The 14,197-nt window shown below is 68.3% G+C and carries 14 protein-coding genes; 13 read left to right on the top strand and 1 reads right to left on the bottom strand.

Annotated elements, in window-relative coordinates; translation table 11 throughout:
* The first annotated feature begins 88 nt into the window (after nucleotides 1–88).
* The 13 genes from N878_RS01380 to pcaC all read left to right on the top strand — a co-directional run bounded on the left by N878_RS01380 (nucleotide 89) and on the right by pcaC (nucleotide 13,275).
* Nucleotides 89–853, top strand: coding sequence for a 1,6-dihydroxycyclohexa-2,4-diene-1-carboxylate dehydrogenase (locus N878_RS01380; RefSeq protein ID WP_021441890.1), 765 nt, complete (start codon nucleotides 89–91; stop codon nucleotides 851–853).
* A gap of 119 nt (nucleotides 854–972) precedes the next feature.
* A complete protein-coding gene (locus tag N878_RS01375; RefSeq protein ID WP_031302552.1) occupies nucleotides 973–2,313 on the top strand; it encodes an MFS transporter in 1,341 nt (446 codons plus the stop codon).
* A 27-nt stretch (nucleotides 2,314–2,340) separates the two neighbouring features.
* Nucleotides 2,341–3,462: a muconate cycloisomerase family protein gene (locus tag N878_RS01370; protein ID WP_021441888.1), complete on the top strand. Its 1,122-nt coding sequence runs from the start codon at nucleotides 2,341–2,343 to the stop codon at nucleotides 3,460–3,462.
* Nucleotides 3,463–3,478: 16 nt separating this feature from the next.
* Nucleotides 3,479–3,769 carry a muconolactone Delta-isomerase gene (gene catC, locus N878_RS01365; RefSeq protein WP_021441887.1) on the top strand — a complete coding sequence of 97 codons (291 nt, stop codon included), beginning with the start codon at nucleotides 3,479–3,481 and terminating at the stop codon, nucleotides 3,767–3,769.
* Between the two features lie 29 nt (nucleotides 3,770–3,798).
* On the top strand, nucleotides 3,799–4,740 hold the full coding sequence (catA, locus tag N878_RS01360; RefSeq protein WP_021441886.1) for a catechol 1,2-dioxygenase: 942 nt from the start codon (nucleotides 3,799–3,801) through the stop codon (nucleotides 4,738–4,740).
* Nucleotides 4,741–4,847: 107 nt separating this feature from the next.
* Nucleotides 4,848–6,056 carry a benzoate/H(+) symporter BenE family transporter gene (locus N878_RS01355; RefSeq protein WP_021441885.1) on the top strand — a complete coding sequence of 403 codons (1,209 nt, stop codon included), beginning with the start codon at nucleotides 4,848–4,850 and terminating at the stop codon, nucleotides 6,054–6,056.
* Nucleotides 6,057–6,141: 85 nt separating this feature from the next.
* Nucleotides 6,142–7,422: an OprD family porin gene (locus tag N878_RS01350; RefSeq protein WP_021441884.1), complete on the top strand. Its 1,281-nt coding sequence runs from the start codon at nucleotides 6,142–6,144 to the stop codon at nucleotides 7,420–7,422.
* Nucleotides 7,423–7,568: 146 nt separating this feature from the next.
* Complete coding sequence (locus tag N878_RS01345) at nucleotides 7,569–8,417, top strand: CoA transferase subunit A (RefSeq protein WP_021441883.1); 849 nt, start codon at nucleotides 7,569–7,571, stop codon at nucleotides 8,415–8,417.
* Nucleotides 8,417–9,214 (top strand): CoA-transferase subunit beta, encoded by a 798-nt coding sequence (locus tag N878_RS01340; RefSeq protein ID WP_021441882.1) that lies wholly within the window; start codon nucleotides 8,417–8,419, stop codon nucleotides 9,212–9,214. The genes N878_RS01345 and N878_RS01340 overlap by 1 nt, the downstream gene beginning before the upstream one ends.
* A complete protein-coding gene (gene pcaF, locus N878_RS01335; RefSeq protein WP_021441881.1) occupies nucleotides 9,211–10,416 on the top strand; it encodes a 3-oxoadipyl-CoA thiolase in 1,206 nt (401 codons plus the stop codon). The genes N878_RS01340 and pcaF overlap by 4 nt, the downstream gene beginning before the upstream one ends.
* Nucleotides 10,417–10,647: 231 nt before the next feature.
* Nucleotides 10,648–12,000, top strand: coding sequence for a 3-carboxy-cis,cis-muconate cycloisomerase (locus tag N878_RS01330; RefSeq protein ID WP_021441880.1), 1,353 nt, complete (start codon nucleotides 10,648–10,650; stop codon nucleotides 11,998–12,000).
* Between the two features lie 9 nt (nucleotides 12,001–12,009).
* Nucleotides 12,010–12,798 (top strand): 3-oxoadipate enol-lactonase, encoded by a 789-nt coding sequence (pcaD, locus tag N878_RS01325; RefSeq protein WP_021441879.1) that lies wholly within the window; start codon nucleotides 12,010–12,012, stop codon nucleotides 12,796–12,798.
* Nucleotides 12,799–12,879: 81 nt separating this feature from the next.
* Nucleotides 12,880–13,275 (top strand): 4-carboxymuconolactone decarboxylase, encoded by a 396-nt coding sequence (gene pcaC, locus N878_RS01320; protein ID WP_021441878.1) that lies wholly within the window; start codon nucleotides 12,880–12,882, stop codon nucleotides 13,273–13,275.
* Nucleotides 13,276–13,382: 107 nt separating this feature from the next.
* Here the strand turns inward: pcaC and N878_RS01315 are convergent.
* The coding region (locus N878_RS01315) for an FAD-binding protein (RefSeq protein WP_021441877.1) at nucleotides 13,383–14,197 on the bottom strand (815 nt) is incomplete at its 5' end.

The following is a 14,197-nucleotide window of genomic DNA, read 5'->3' as shown; positions in this document are numbered from 1 at the left end:
TTGCTCCTTGGCTCCGCCGCCACGGCGGCGGGCCGTTTTTATTCGCGGCGCGGGCGCAAGCCCGCGGCCCCTCGACGAGGACGGGACTATGAGTATGCGTTTTCAACACAAGGTCGCCGTGGTCACCGGCGCCGCCCAGGGCATCGGCCGCCGCGTCGCCGAGCGGCTGCTGGAGGAGGGCGCGCAGCTGGTGGCGGTGGACCGCTCCGAACTGGTGTTCGAGCTGGCCGAGCATGAAGGCGTGCTGTGCCTGACCGCCGACCTGGAGCAGGCCGGCGACTGCCAGGGCGTGATGCAGGCGGCCGTCGAGCGCTTCGGCCGCCTCGACATCCTGATCAACAACGTCGGCGGCACCATCTGGGCCAAGCCCTTCGAGCACTACGAAACGGCGCAGATCGAGGCCGAGGTGCGCCGCTCGCTGTTCCCCACCCTGTGGTGCTGCCATGCCGCGCTGCCGCAGATGCTGGCGCAGGGCAGCGGCGCCATCGTCAACGTCTCCTCCATCGCCACCCGCGGGGTCAACCGCGTGCCCTACGGCGCGGCCAAGGGCGGCGTCAACGCGCTGACCGCCTGCCTGGCGTTCGAGACCGCCGAGCGCGGCATCCGCGTCAACGCCACCGCCCCCGGCGGCACCGAGGCGCCGCCGCGGCGCATCCCGCGCAATGCCGCCGAACAGAGCGCCGAGGAGAAGGGCTGGTACCAGCAGATCGTCGATCAGACCGTGCAGAGCAGCCTGATGAAACGCTACGGCAGCATCGACGAGCAGGTCGGCGCGATCCTCTTTCTCGCCTCCGACGAGGCCTCCTATATCACCGGCGTGACTTTGCCGGTGGGCGGAGGCGATCTGGGCTGAGCACGACCCCGTAGGAGCGGCTTTAGCCGCGAATCGTGGCTAAAGCGGAACACCGGCCGAGCGCTCCTACACAAGCAACCGAGCAGTTCACAACAAAAACAAAACCGAGAACCGATGCCATGCGACAGATAGACGTTCACCCCGTTATCGACAACGCGCGTTTTTCCCGCTTTCACTGGATGGTCATGGCGCTCTGCGCGCTGCTGCTGATCTTCGATGGCTACGACCTGTTCATCTTCGGCGTGGTGCTGCCGTCGATCATGCAGGAGTGGAACCTGACCCCGCTGGAGGCCGGCGCCCTGGGCAGCTATGCGCTGTTCGGCATGATGTTCGGCGCCCTCGGCTTCGGCACCCTGGCCGACCGGATCGGGCGCAAGAAGGGCATCGCCATCTGCTTCGTGCTGTTCTCCACGGCGACCATCCTCAATGGCTTCGCCAGCAACCCCACCGAGTTCGGCATCTTCCGCTTTATCGCCGGCTTGGGCTGTGGCGGGCTGATGCCCAACGCCGTGGCGCTGATGAACGAGTACGCGCCCAAGCGTCTGCGCAGCACCCTGGTGGCGGTGATGTTCAGCGGTTACTCGCTGGGCGGCATGCTCGCCGCCGGCGTGGGTATCTACATGCTGCCGCGCTTCGGCTGGGAGTCGATGTTCTTCGCCGCCGCCGTGCCGCTGCTGCTGTTGCCGCTGATCCTGTGGAAGCTGCCGGAGTCGGTGGGTTTCCTGGTGCGCCAGGGTCGCCATGAGCAGGCTCGCGCGGTGCTGGCCAAGGTCGAGCCGGGCCTGGCCCTCGACGCCGCCGACCAGTTGCAGATGAGCGATGGCAAGGGCCAGGGCGTCGGCGTCTTCGAGCTGTTCCGCGACGGCCGCGCGCTGCGCACCCTGTGCCTGTGGCTGGCGTTCTTCTGCTGCCTGCTGATGGTCTACGCGCTGAGTTCCTGGCTGCCCAAGCTGATGGCCAGCGCCGGCTACAGCCTGGGCTCGAGCCTGTCGTTTTTGCTGGCGCTGAATTTCGGCGGCATGGCCGGGGCCATTCTCGGCGGCTGGCTGGGCGACCGCTTCAACCTGGGCAAGGTGATGGTGGCCTTCTTCGTCGCCGCCGCCGCCTCGATCAGCCTGCTCGGCTTCAACAGCCCGACGCCGGTGCTTTACGGCCTGATCTTCATCGCCGGCGCCACCACCATCGGCACGCAGATCCTGCTGTACGCCGGCGCCGCGCAGTTCTACGGACTGTCGATCCGCTCCACCGGCCTCGGCTGGGCCTCGGGCATCGGCCGCAACGGCGCCATCGTCGGGCCGCTGCTCGGCGGCGCGCTGATGGCGATCAACCTGCCGCTGCAACTGAACTTCATCGCCTTCGCCGTACCCGGGGCCATCGCCGCCCTGGCCATGGCGGTGTTCACCCTCAGCGGCCAGCGGCGCCAGGCGGCGTCCGCAGCGCTGGCGGCAGCCAAGGCCTGAGCCTCACCCTGAACCTGGAAGATTGAAATGAGCCACGTCCTGATCGAAAGCCTGACGGCGACCATAGTCGACCTGCCGACCATCCGCCCGCACAAGCTGGCCATGCATACCATGCAGAACCAGACGCTGGTGATCATCCGCCTGCGCTGCAGCGACGGTGTCGAAGGCATAGGCGAAGCCACCACCATCGGTGGCCTGGCCTACGGCAACGAGAGCCCGGAGAGCATCAAGCAGAACATCGACAGCCACCTGGCGCCGGCGCTGCGCGGTCAGGACGCGGCCAATATCAATGCCGCCATGCAACGCCTGGACAAGCTGGCCAAGGGCAACACCTTCGCCAAGTCGGGCATCGAAAGCGCGCTGCTCGACGCCCAGGGCAAGCGCCTGGGCCTGGCGGTCAGCGAGCAGCTCGGCGGCCGCGTGCGCGACAGCCTGGAGGTGGCCTGGACCCTGGCCAGCGGCGACACCGCCCGCGATATCGACGAGGCGCAACAGATGCTCGCCATCCGCCGCCACCGCATCTTCAAGCTGAAGATCGGCGCCGGCGAACTGCAGCGCGACCTCAACCACGTCATCGCCATCAAGCAGGCGCTGGGCGACTGCGCCAGCGTGCGCGTCGACGTCAACCAGGGCTGGGACGAGTCCCAGGCCATCCGCGCCTGCCGGGTGCTGGGCGACAACGGCATCGACCTGATCGAGCAGCCCATCGCGCGCATCAATCGCGCCGGCCAGGTGCGCCTCAACCAGTGCAGCCCGGCACCGATCATGGCCGACGAATCCATCGAGAGCGTGGAAGACGCCTTCAGCCTGGCCGCCGACGGCGCGGCCAGCGTGTTCGCCCTGAAGATCGCCAAGAACGGCGGCCCGCGCGCCGTGCTGCGCACTGCGGCCATCGCCGAAGCGGCCGGCATCGCCCTGTACGGCGGGACCATGCTCGAAGGCGCCATCGGCACCCTGGCCTCGGCCCACGCCTTCGTCACCCTGCGCCAGCTGACCTGGGGCACCGAGCTGTTCGGCCCGCTGCTGCTGACCGAGGAAATCGTCACTGAGGCGCCGCTGTATCGCGATTTCGCCCTGCAGGTGCCGCGCAGCCCCGGCCTGGGCCTGACCCTGGACGAAGAGCGCCTGGCGTTCTTCGCCCGCAAGTAAGCAGGAGATCGAAGCCATGCTGTTTCACGTGAAGATGACCGTAAGGCTGCCGGCCGACATGGACCCGGCAGTGGCCGCGCGGATCAAGGCTGACGAGAAGGAACTGGCCCAGCGCCTGATGCGCGAGGGCACCTGGCGCCACCTGTGGCGCATTGCCGGGCACTACGCCAACTACAGCGTATTCGACGTGGCCAGCGTCGAGGCGCTGCACGACACCCTGCTGCAACTGCCGCTGTTCCCCTACATGGACATCGAGGTCACGCCGCTGTGCCGGCATCCCTCGTCGATCCATGCCGACGACCGCTGATCCCCAGAACAACAACGAGGTACGCCACCATGACCGTGAAAATCTCCCACACCCAAGACGTGCAGAACCTGTTCCGCGAGGCCTGCGGCCTCAACAACGAGCAGGGCAGCCCGCGCCTCAAGCAGCTGATGCTGCGTATCGTCGGCGACGCGGCGAAGATCATCGAAGACCTGCAAGTGACCGACGACGAATTCTGGCAGGCGGTGGACTACCTCAACCGCCTCGGCGCGCGCAGCGAGTTCGGCCTGCTGGTGCCGGGCCTGGGCCTGGAACACTTCCTCGACCTGCTGCAGGACGCCAAGGACGCCGAGGCCGGCCTCAGCGGCGGCACCCCGCGCACCATCGAAGGCCCGCTGTACGTGGCCGGCGCGCCCCTGGCCGAGGGCCAGGTGCGGATGGACGACGGCAGCGAAGACGGCGTGGCCACGGTGATGTTCCTCGAAGGCGTGGTGCGCGACACCCAGGGCAAACCGCTGGTCGGCGCCGTGGTCGACCTGTGGCACGCCAACACCAAGGGTAACTACTCCTACTTCGACAAGAGCCAGAGCGACTACAACCTGCGCCGGCGCATCGTCACCGACGCCGAAGGCCGCTACCGCGCGCGCAGCATAGTGCCCAGCGGCTACGGCTGCGACCCGCAGGGCCCGACCCAGGAATGCCTCGACCTGCTCGGCCGCCACGGCCAGCGTCCGGCGCATATCCACTTCTTCATCTCCGCGCCGGGCCATCGCCACCTGACCACCCAGATCAACCTGGCCGGTGAGAAGTACCTGTGGGACGACTTCGCCTACGCCACCCGCGACGGCCTGGTCGGCGATATCCAGTTCGTCGAGGACGAAGCCGCCGCCCGTGACCGTGGCGTCGACGGCAAGCGTTTCGCCACCCTGACCTTCGACTTCCAGCTGCAGCGCGCGCCGAGCGCCAAGGCCGAGCAGCGCAGCGCGCGGCCGCGGGCGTTGCAGGGCGCATAAGCCACAAGGCGTATGCCAAAACTGCGGGGTGCGTACAACGCGCCCCGCAGCTTTGCCCAGAACAAGAGCGTTTCCCAAGAAACGCCAGCCTGACCTTGCGAGGGACCATGAAAGCCCTGCTCAAAGACTTCAGCCTGCCCGCCCTGGTGGCCGGGCTGCTCGCCACCACCATCTCTTACGCCGGGCCGCTGGTGCTGATCTTCCATGCCGCGGAAAGCGCCGGCCTGTCGCAGGCGCTGCTGTCGTCCTGGGTCTGGGCGATTTCCATCGGCAGCGGCGCGCTGGGCCTGCTGCTCAGCCTGCGTTATCGCACGCCGGTGGTGATTGCCTGGTCGATCCCCGGCAGCGCGCTGCTGGTCGGCGCCCTGCCCGAACTGGGCCTGAACCAGGCCATCGGCGCCTACCTGGTGGCCAACCTGATCCTGCTGCTGATCGCCCTCAGCGGCAGCTTCGACCGGCTGATCGCCAAACTGCCCGGCTCCATCGCCGCCGGTTTGCAGGCCGGCATCCTGTTCGCCTTCGGCATCGAGGTGTTCAAGGCGCTGCCCGAGCAGCCGCTGCTGATCGTCAGCATGTTCGTCACCTACCTGCTGCTGCGCCGAAGCGCGCCGCGCTACGCGGTGGCCGGCGTTTTGCTCGTGGGTGCGGCGCTGACCCTGCTCGGCGGCCAGCTGCGCAGCGAGGCGCTGGTGCTGGAGCTGGCCACGCCGCAGTGGATCGCCCCCGAATTCAGCCTCACCGCTACCCTCAACCTGGCGCTGCCGCTGGTGCTGGTGGCGCTGACCGGGCAATTCATGCCGGGCATGGCGGTGCTGCGTGGCGCCGGTTACCAAACCCCGGCCAGCCCGCTGATCGGCGCCAGCGCCATCGGCGGCGCGCTGCTGGCGCCGTTCGGCTGCCACGGCCTGAACCTGGCGGCGGTCACCGCCAGCCTGTGCACTGGCCGCGAGGCCCATGAAGACCCCAGGCGACGCTACGTGGCTGCGGTGGTCGGCAGCCTGGCCTACCTGGGGCTTGGCATCGGCGGCGCCACCCTGGTGTCGCTGTTCGCCGCCTTTCCCGCGGCGCTGATCGCCTCCCTGGCCGGGCTGGCGCTGTACGGCGCGTTCAGCGAGGCGCTGGCGCGCAGCCTGAGCGAGACCGCCGAGCGTGACGCCGGACTGTTCACCTTCCTGGTGACCGCCTCCGGGCTGAGTTTCCTCGGCCTGTCGGCGGCCTTCTGGGGCCTGCTGTTCGGTCTCGCCGCGCACCTGCTGCTGCGCCTGCGCAAGCCGGCCGCCATTGCCAGTCCCGCCGGCGAGCCAGCCAGGGAATAACCCCCAATCCATTCCCCCGAACCGGCAACCCCTGGGCTGCCGGGCGGGTTTCTGCAACCTCGATAACAACAAGAGAACGCTACCGATGAAACACAGCCCACGCCTTTGCCTGCTGTCCACCGCCATTGCCGCCTGCCTGCCGAGCCTGAGCCAGGCCGGCGAGGGCGGGTTTATCGACGACGCCAGCGCCACGCTGACGGCGCGCAACTATTACTTCAGCCGCGACTTTTCCGACATCGTCGGGCCGAACCGGCAGTCCAAGGCCGAGGAGTGGGCGCAGGGTTTCATCCTCAACCTCAAATCCGGCTACACCCCGGGGCCGGTGGGTTTCGGCGTGGATGCCATCGGCCTGCTCGGCCTCAAGCTCGACAGCAGCCCGGATCGAGTCAATACCGGCCTGTTGCCGACCCGCGAGAGCGGCAAGGCCGCCGATGACTACAGCCGCCTGGGCCTGGCGGCGAAGCTGCGCCTGTCCAAGACCGAGCTGAAGGTCGGCGAGCTGCAGCCCAACCTGCCGGTGCTGACCTACTCGGACATTCGCCTGCTGCCGCCCAGCTACCAGGGCGTCAGCGTCGTGTCCAACGAGCTGGCCGGGCTGACCCTGCAGGCCGGGCATCTCAACTCCACCAGCCTGCGCAACGAGGCCGGCGACGACCAGATGCTGGCCATGCTCGGCCACCTGCCGCAGCGCGCGGCGAGCAGCGACGCCTTCAACTATGCCGGCGGCGACTATGCCTTCAACGCAGGGCGCACATCGCTGGGCGCCTGGTACGCGCAGCTGGAGGATATCTACCAGCAGCGCTTCCTCGGCCTCAAGCACAGCGAGCCGGTCGGCGCCTGGACCCTGGGTGCCAACCTCGGTTTCTACGACTCGGCCGAAGACGGCAAGCAATTGCTCGGTGAGATCGACAACCAAGCGCTGTTTGCCCTGCTGTCGGCCAAGCACGGCGGCCACACCTTCTATCTCGGCTACCAGGCGATGTTCGGCGATGACGCCTTCCCGCGGGTGTTCGCCAACGTCAGCCCGCTGGGCAACGAGGTGCCCACATTCGAGTTCGCCTCGGCCGACGAGCGCTCCTGGCAGCTGCGCTACGACTACGACTTCGCCGCCATGGGCGTGCCGGGCCTGGTGGCCGGGGTGCGCTACATCCGCGGCGACAACGTCGATGCCCAGGCCACCAACCGTGGCGGTGCGCGCTACGAGGGCAAGGACTGGGAGCGTGACCTGGACATCGGCTACGTGGTGCAGAGCGGCGCACTCAAGGGCCTCGGCGTGCGCGTGCGCAACGTCACCGCGCGCTCCAACTACCGCAGCGATATCGACGAGAACCGCCTGATCCTCAGTTACACCTGGAACCTGCTGTAAGGCGCTATCGGCACCATCAACCAGGAATGGTTCGATAATCGCACCATAAGGCGATTATCGGATTGTTCCGCTGCATGGCGCGCCCTAATCTGAACTCACCGCCACCCCTGCTCGGTGGCACCTGCAACCCAAGCGAGAACAACACGATGGCCGACATCATCACCCTGGGCGAAGCCATTTCGCGCCACGTCAACGACGGCGACTGCGTCGCCCTCGAGGGCTTCACCCACCTGATTCCTACCGCCGCCTCTCACGAACTGATCCGCCAGGGCAAGAAAGACCTGCACCTGGTGCGTATGACCCCGGACCTGGTCTACGACCTGCTGATCGGCGCCGGTTGCGCGCGCAAGCTGACCTTCTCCTGGGGCGGCAACCCCGGCGTCGGCTCGCTGCATCGCCTGCGCGATGCGGTCGAGAAGCAGTGGCCGAACGCCCTGGAAATCGACGAGCACAGCCACGCCGACCTGGCCAACTCCTACGTCGCCGGCGCCTCGGGCCTGCCGTTCGCCCTGCTGCGCGCCTATGCCGGCTCGGACCTGCCCAAGGTCAACCCGAACATCAAGTTCATCGATTGCCCCTTCACCGGCGAGAGGTTGGCCGCCACTCCGGCGGTGCGCCCGGACGTCACCGTGATCCACGCGCAGAAGGCCGACCGCAAGGGCAACGTGCTGCTGTGGGGCATCCTCGGCGTGCAGAAAGAAGCGGCCCTGGCGGCCAAACGCTGCATCGTCACGGTCGAGGAGATCGTCGACGACCTCAAGGCGCCGATGAATGCCTGCGTGCTGCCGAGCTGGGCGTTGACCGCCGTCTGCCATGTGCCCGGTGGCGCCCACCCGTCCTACGCCCACGGCTACTACGAGCGTGACAACCGCTTCTACCAGGCCTGGGACCCGATTGCCCGCGACCGCGAGAGCTTTACCGCCTGGATAGACGAGTACATCCGTGGCACCGCCGATTTCGCGGCATTCCAGAAAAAGATTGCGGAGGCCAAATAATGAGCGCGCTTTCCACCAGCGACTACAGCACCAACGAAATGATGACCGTCGCCGCCGCCCGCCGCCTGAAGAACGGCGCGGTCTGCTTCGTCGGCATCGGCCTGCCGTCCAAGGCCGCCAACCTGGCGCGCCTGACCTCCTCGCCGGACGTGGTGCTGATCTACGAATCCGGCCCCATCGGTGCCAAGCCCAGCGTGCTGCCGCTGTCGATCGGTGACGGCGAACTGGCCGAAACCGCCGATACCGTGGTACCCACCGGCGAGATCTTCCGCTACTGGCTGCAGGGCGGGCGCATCGACGTCGGCTTCCTAGGCGCGGCCCAGGTCGACAAGTTCGGCAATATCAACACCACTGTGATCGGCGACTACCACAACCCGAAAGTGCGCCTGCCCGGCGCCGGCGGTGCACCGGAGATCGCCGGTTCCGCCAAGGAAGTGCTGATCATCCTCAAGCAGTCGCACCGCACCTTCGTCGACAAGCTGGCCTTCATCACCTCGGTCGGTTTCGGCGAGGGCGGCGACCACCGCCAGCAGCTCGGCCTGCCGGGCAAGGGCCCGGTCGGCATCATCACCGACCTGTGCATCATGGAGCCGGAAGCCGGCAGCAACGAATTCGTGGTCACCTCGCTGCACCCGGGCGTGACCCGCGAGCAAGTGATCGAGAACACCGGCTGGGCCATCCGCTTTGCCGACAATCTCGCCGTGACCGAGGCGCCGAACGACACCGAGTTGGAAGCGCTGCGCGCCCTGGAAGCGCGCACCGCCGCCGCCCACGGCCAGGCCGGGGGTGAGGAATGAGCCGCGACGTATTCATCTGCGACGCCATTCGCACGCCCATCGGCCGCTTCGGCGGCGGTCTGGCGCCGGTGCGTGCCGACGACCTGGCGGCGGTGCCGCTCAAAGCCCTGATCGAGCGCAACCCGCAGCTGGATCTGGCCGCCATCGACGAAGTCTTCATGGGCTGCGCCAACCAGGCCGGCGAGGACAACCGCAACGTCGCGCGCATGGCGCTGCTGCTGGCCGGTATTCCCGACAGCGTGCCGGGGGTGACCCTCAACCGCCTGTGCGCCTCCGGCCTGGATGCGGTGGGCAGCGCTTTCCGCGCCATCGCAGCCGGTGAAATGGAACTGGCCATCGCCGGCGGCGTGGAATCCATGTCGCGCGCGCCCTATGTGATGGGCAAGGCCGACAGTGCCTTTGGCCGCAACCAGAAGATCGAGGACACCACCATCGGCTGGCGCTTCGTCAACCCGCTGATGAAGGCGCAGTACGGCGTCGACGCCATGCCGCAGACCGCCGACAACGTCGCCGACGACTACCAGGTCAGCCGCGCCGACCAGGACCTGTTCGCCCTGCGCAGCCAGCAGCGCGCCGCGCGTGCCCAGGCCCAAGGCTTCTTCGCCGAGGAGATCGTGCCGGTGGTGATCAAGGGCAAGAAGGGCGACACCGTAGTGGATACCGACGAGCACCCGCGCGCCGACACCAGCCTGGAGGCACTGACCAAACTCAAGCCGGTCAACGGCGAGGGCAAGACCGTCACCGCCGGCAATGCCTCGGGCGTCAACGACGGCGCCGTGGCGCTGATCCTGGCGTCTGCCGAAGCGGTGAAAAAACACGGCCTGACCCCGCGTGCCAAGGTGCTGGGTATGGCCAGCGCCGGCGTCGCCCCGCGCGTCATGGGCATCGGCCCGGTGCCGGCGGTGCGCAAGCTGCTGGAGCGGCTGAACCTGGGCATCGACCAGTTCGACGTGATCGAGCTCAACGAAGCCTTCGCCGCCCAGGGCCTGGCGGTGATGCGCGAGCTGGGCCTGGCCGACGACAGCAACAAGGTCAACCCCAACGGTGGCGCCATCGCCCTCGGCCACCCGCTGGGCGCCAGCGGCGCGCGCCTGGTGCAGACCGCGCTGCACCAGCTGGAGAAATCCGGCGGCAAGCTGGGTTTGGCGACCATGTGCGTGGGCGTCGGCCAGGGCCTGGCGCTGGCGATCGAGCGGGTGTGAATGACATCTGTAGGGTGGGCTTTAGCCCACCATGTCCACAGTGCGTGAAGGGATAGTGATTCGCTTCAGTCCACCATGACGCCCCCGGTGGGCTGAAGCCCACCCTACGCACTGTGCGTTGTCATCATGGTGGGCTAAAACGCATCGCTGCCCGGCCCACCCTACGCGCTGGATTCGCCCACATCGCCCTGCCAACCTAGGCTTACCCCAAACTGCTGGAACGAGACCGCCTTGAGCAACCAACTCTTCGATGCCTACTTCACCGCCCCGGCCATGCGCGCGGTGTTCTGCGACGCCGGCCGGGTGCAGGGCATGCTCGACTTCGAGGCCGCGCTGGCGCGGGCCGAGGCGCGCGTGGGGCTGATCCCGCCTGAGGCGGTGGCGCCCATCGAGGCTGCCTGCCAGGCCGAGCTCTACGACTTCGCCGCCCTGGCTCAGGCCATCGCCATCGCCGGCAATTCCGCCATCCCGCTGGTCAAGGCCCTGGGCAAGCGCATCGCTGCGACAAGCCCCGAGGCCGAGCGCTTCGTGCATCTTGGCGCCACCAGTCAGGACGCCATGGATAGCGGCCTGGTGCTGCAGCTGCGCGCCGCCATCGAGCTGATCGAAGGCGACCTCGCCACCCTGGCCGATGCCCTGGCGGCGCAGGCCGAGCGCTATGTCGACACGCCGCTGGCCGGACGCACCTGGCTGCAGCAGGCCACCCCGGTGACTCTGGGCATGAAGCTGGCCGGCGTGCTCGGCGCCGTCACCCGCCATCGCCAGCGTTTAGTGGAACTCAAACCTCGCCTGCTGTGCCTGCAGTTCGGCGGCGCCTCAGGCAGCCTGGCGGCGCTCGGCGAGCAGGCCTGGCCGGTGGCCGAGGCGCTGGCCACTGAGTTGCAACTTCATCTGCCCGAGCAGCCCTGGCACACCCAGCGCGACCGCCTGGTGGAGTTCGCCAGCCTGCTCGGGCTGATCGCCGGCAGCCTGGGCAAGCTCGGCCGCGACCTCAGCCTGCTGATGCAGACCGAGGCCGGCGAAGTCTTCGAGCCGTCGGCGCCGGGCAAGGGCGGCTCGTCGACCATGCCGCACAAGCGCAACCCGGTGGGGGCCGCCGTGCTGATCGGCGCCGCCACCCGCGCGCCGGGCCTGGTGGCGACGATGCTGGCCGCCATGCCGCAGGAGCACGAGCGCAGCCTGGGCCTGTGGCACGCCGAGTGGGAAACCCTGCCGGAGCTCTGCTGCCTGGTCTCCGGTGCGCTGCAGCAGACGCTGCTGGCGGTGCCGGGGCTGGAAGTGGACGCCGCGCGCATGCGCACCAACCTCGAACTGACCCAGGGCCTGGTGCTGGCCGAGGCGGTGAGCATCGCCCTGGCCCAGCGCATCGGCCGCGACGCCGCCCACCATCTGGTCGAGCAGTGCTGCCGCCAGGCGGTGCAGCAGGGCGTGCACCTGCGCGCGGTGCTCGGTGCCAATGCTGCGGTCGGCGCCGAGCTGTCCGCCGCCGAACTCGAGCGCCTGCTCGATCCGGCCCATTACCTGGGACAGGCCCGCCGCTGGGTGCAGCGGGCCGTCGCCGAACACCAGCAATTTTCGCGTTAGGAGTTATCCATGCCTGCCGTACGTCTCGCCGATGGCGACCTCAACTACCTGCTCGAAGGCCCGGCCGGTGCGCCGGTGCTGGTGCTGTCCAACTCCCTCGGCACCGACCTGCATATGTGGGACGTGCAGATGCCAGCGCTGACCCGTCATTTCCAGGTGCTGCGCTACGACACCCGCGGCCATGGCCAGTCGCTGGTGACCGAAGGGCCCTACAGCATCGAGCAGCTGGGCCGCGACGTGCTGGCCCTGCTCGATGCGCTGGATATCGCCAAGGCGCATTTCTGCGGGCTGTCCATGGGCGGGCTGATCGGCCAGTGGCTGGCGCTCAACGCGCCCGAGCGCATCGCACGCCTGGTGCTGTGCAACACCGCCGCCAAGATCGGCGCGCCGGAGGTGTGGAACCCGCGTATCGACACCGTGCTGGCCGGCGGCGCGCAGGCCATGCGCGATCTGCGCGACGCTTCGATCTCGCGCTGGTTCACCGCCGGCTTCGCCGCGGCGCAGCCGCAGCAGGTCGAGCCCATCGTCGGCATGCTGGCGCAGACTTCGTCCGAAGGTTATGCGGCCAACTGCGCGGCGGTGCGCGATGCCGATTTCCGCGAGCATCTCGGTGCGATCCGTGCGCCGACCCTGATCCTCTGCGGTAGCCTCGATCCAGTGACCACCGTCGAGCACGGCCGCTTGATGCAGCAGCGGATCGAGGGGGCGAAGCTGGTGGAGTTCCACGCCGCGCACCTGTCCAACGTCGAGGCCGGCGTGGCCTTTACCCAGGCGCTGCTGGATTTCCTCAAGGCTTGAGACCGTTATGGTGCGTACGGCGCACCCTACGGCCCGTATCTGTGGGGTGCGCCGCGCGCACCATCTCTTTCGGAGTTTGAAATGGACGAAAAACAACGCTACGAAGCCGGCATGCAGGTGCGCCGCGCGGTGCTCGGCGACGCCCATGTCGATCGCAGCCTGGACAAGCTCACGCCGTTCAACGAAGAGTTCCAGGAGATGATCACCCGCCACGCCTGGGGCGATATCTGGACCCGCCCCGGTCTGCCGCGGCACACCCGCAGCCTGATCACCATCGCCATGCTGATCGGCATGAACCGCGAGGGCGAGCTGCGCCTGCACCTGCGCGCGGCGAAGAACAACGGCGTGACCCGCGACGAGATCAAGGAGGTGCTGATGCACAGCGCGATCTACTGCGGCATCCCGGCGGCCAACGCCACCTTCCACCTGGCCGAGGAAGTCTGGGACGAGCTGGGCGTCGAATCCCAGCAGGACTGACCCGCGTTTCCCCTCGACCGCCGCCGGTCCACGCGCCGCGCGGCGGTTTTTTATTGCGTGCTCCGCTGCGCCCTGCAAGCCAACCTACCTCTGGCCCCCCGTTGCACTCAGTCCAGCGTCGTTTCGTACTCTTCGACACCCGCCGCATGCCGTGCGGCGATATAGCCGAAGGTCATGGCCGGGCCGAGGTTGATGCCGCCGGACGGGTAGTGGCCGCCCATCACGCTGGCCATGTCGCTGCCGGCGGCGTACAGCCCGGGGATGGGCTGGTCCTGCGCGTCCAGCACCTGGGCCTGGTCGTTGGTCTTCAGGCCGGCGAAGGTGGCGAAGCTGCCCGGCTCGACCTTCACCGCATAGAAGGGCCCGCGCTCGATGGGCGCCACGCAGGGGTTCGGCCCCTCATGGCTGGCGTCGCCGCTGCGCCGGTTGAAGGGCGTACTGCCGCGACCGAAGGCCGGGTCTTCGCCCTGCGCGGCATGGCGGTTGTACTCGGCCAGGGTCTGCGCCAGGCCCCGCGGGTCGATGCCGCAGGCCCGGGCCAGCGCTTCGACGCTGTGGCCGCGCTTGAGATAGCCGCTGCGCAGCACCGACCACAGCGGCACCGGCGCCGGGCGGGCGATGCCCAGGCCGTAGCGGCGGATGAAACGGTGATCGCAGATCAGCCAGGAGCAGACCTCCTTGCCCTGCGGCACCGCCTCGAGCATGGCGGCGACATAGTCGTAGTAGCCCTCGGCCTCGTTGACGAAGCGCCGGCCGCTGCGCAGCACGGCGATCACTCCCGGTTTGCCGCGGTCGATGATATGCGGGAAGTGGCCGACGCGGCCGCCTGCGTAGGGCACCCGCGACACCGGCGCCCAGGCCACCGGCGACTTGAGATCGGTGTTGAGCGCGGCGCCCGCCGCCTCGCCCAGGCGCAGGCCGT

It is taken from the genome of Pseudomonas sp. EGD-AK9, assembly GCF_000465935.2.
GTDB lineage: Bacteria > Pseudomonadota > Gammaproteobacteria > Pseudomonadales > Pseudomonadaceae > Aquipseudomonas.
Note: the sequence above shows the minus strand (reverse complement) of the source record. Positions and strands in the feature narration are given on the sequence as shown.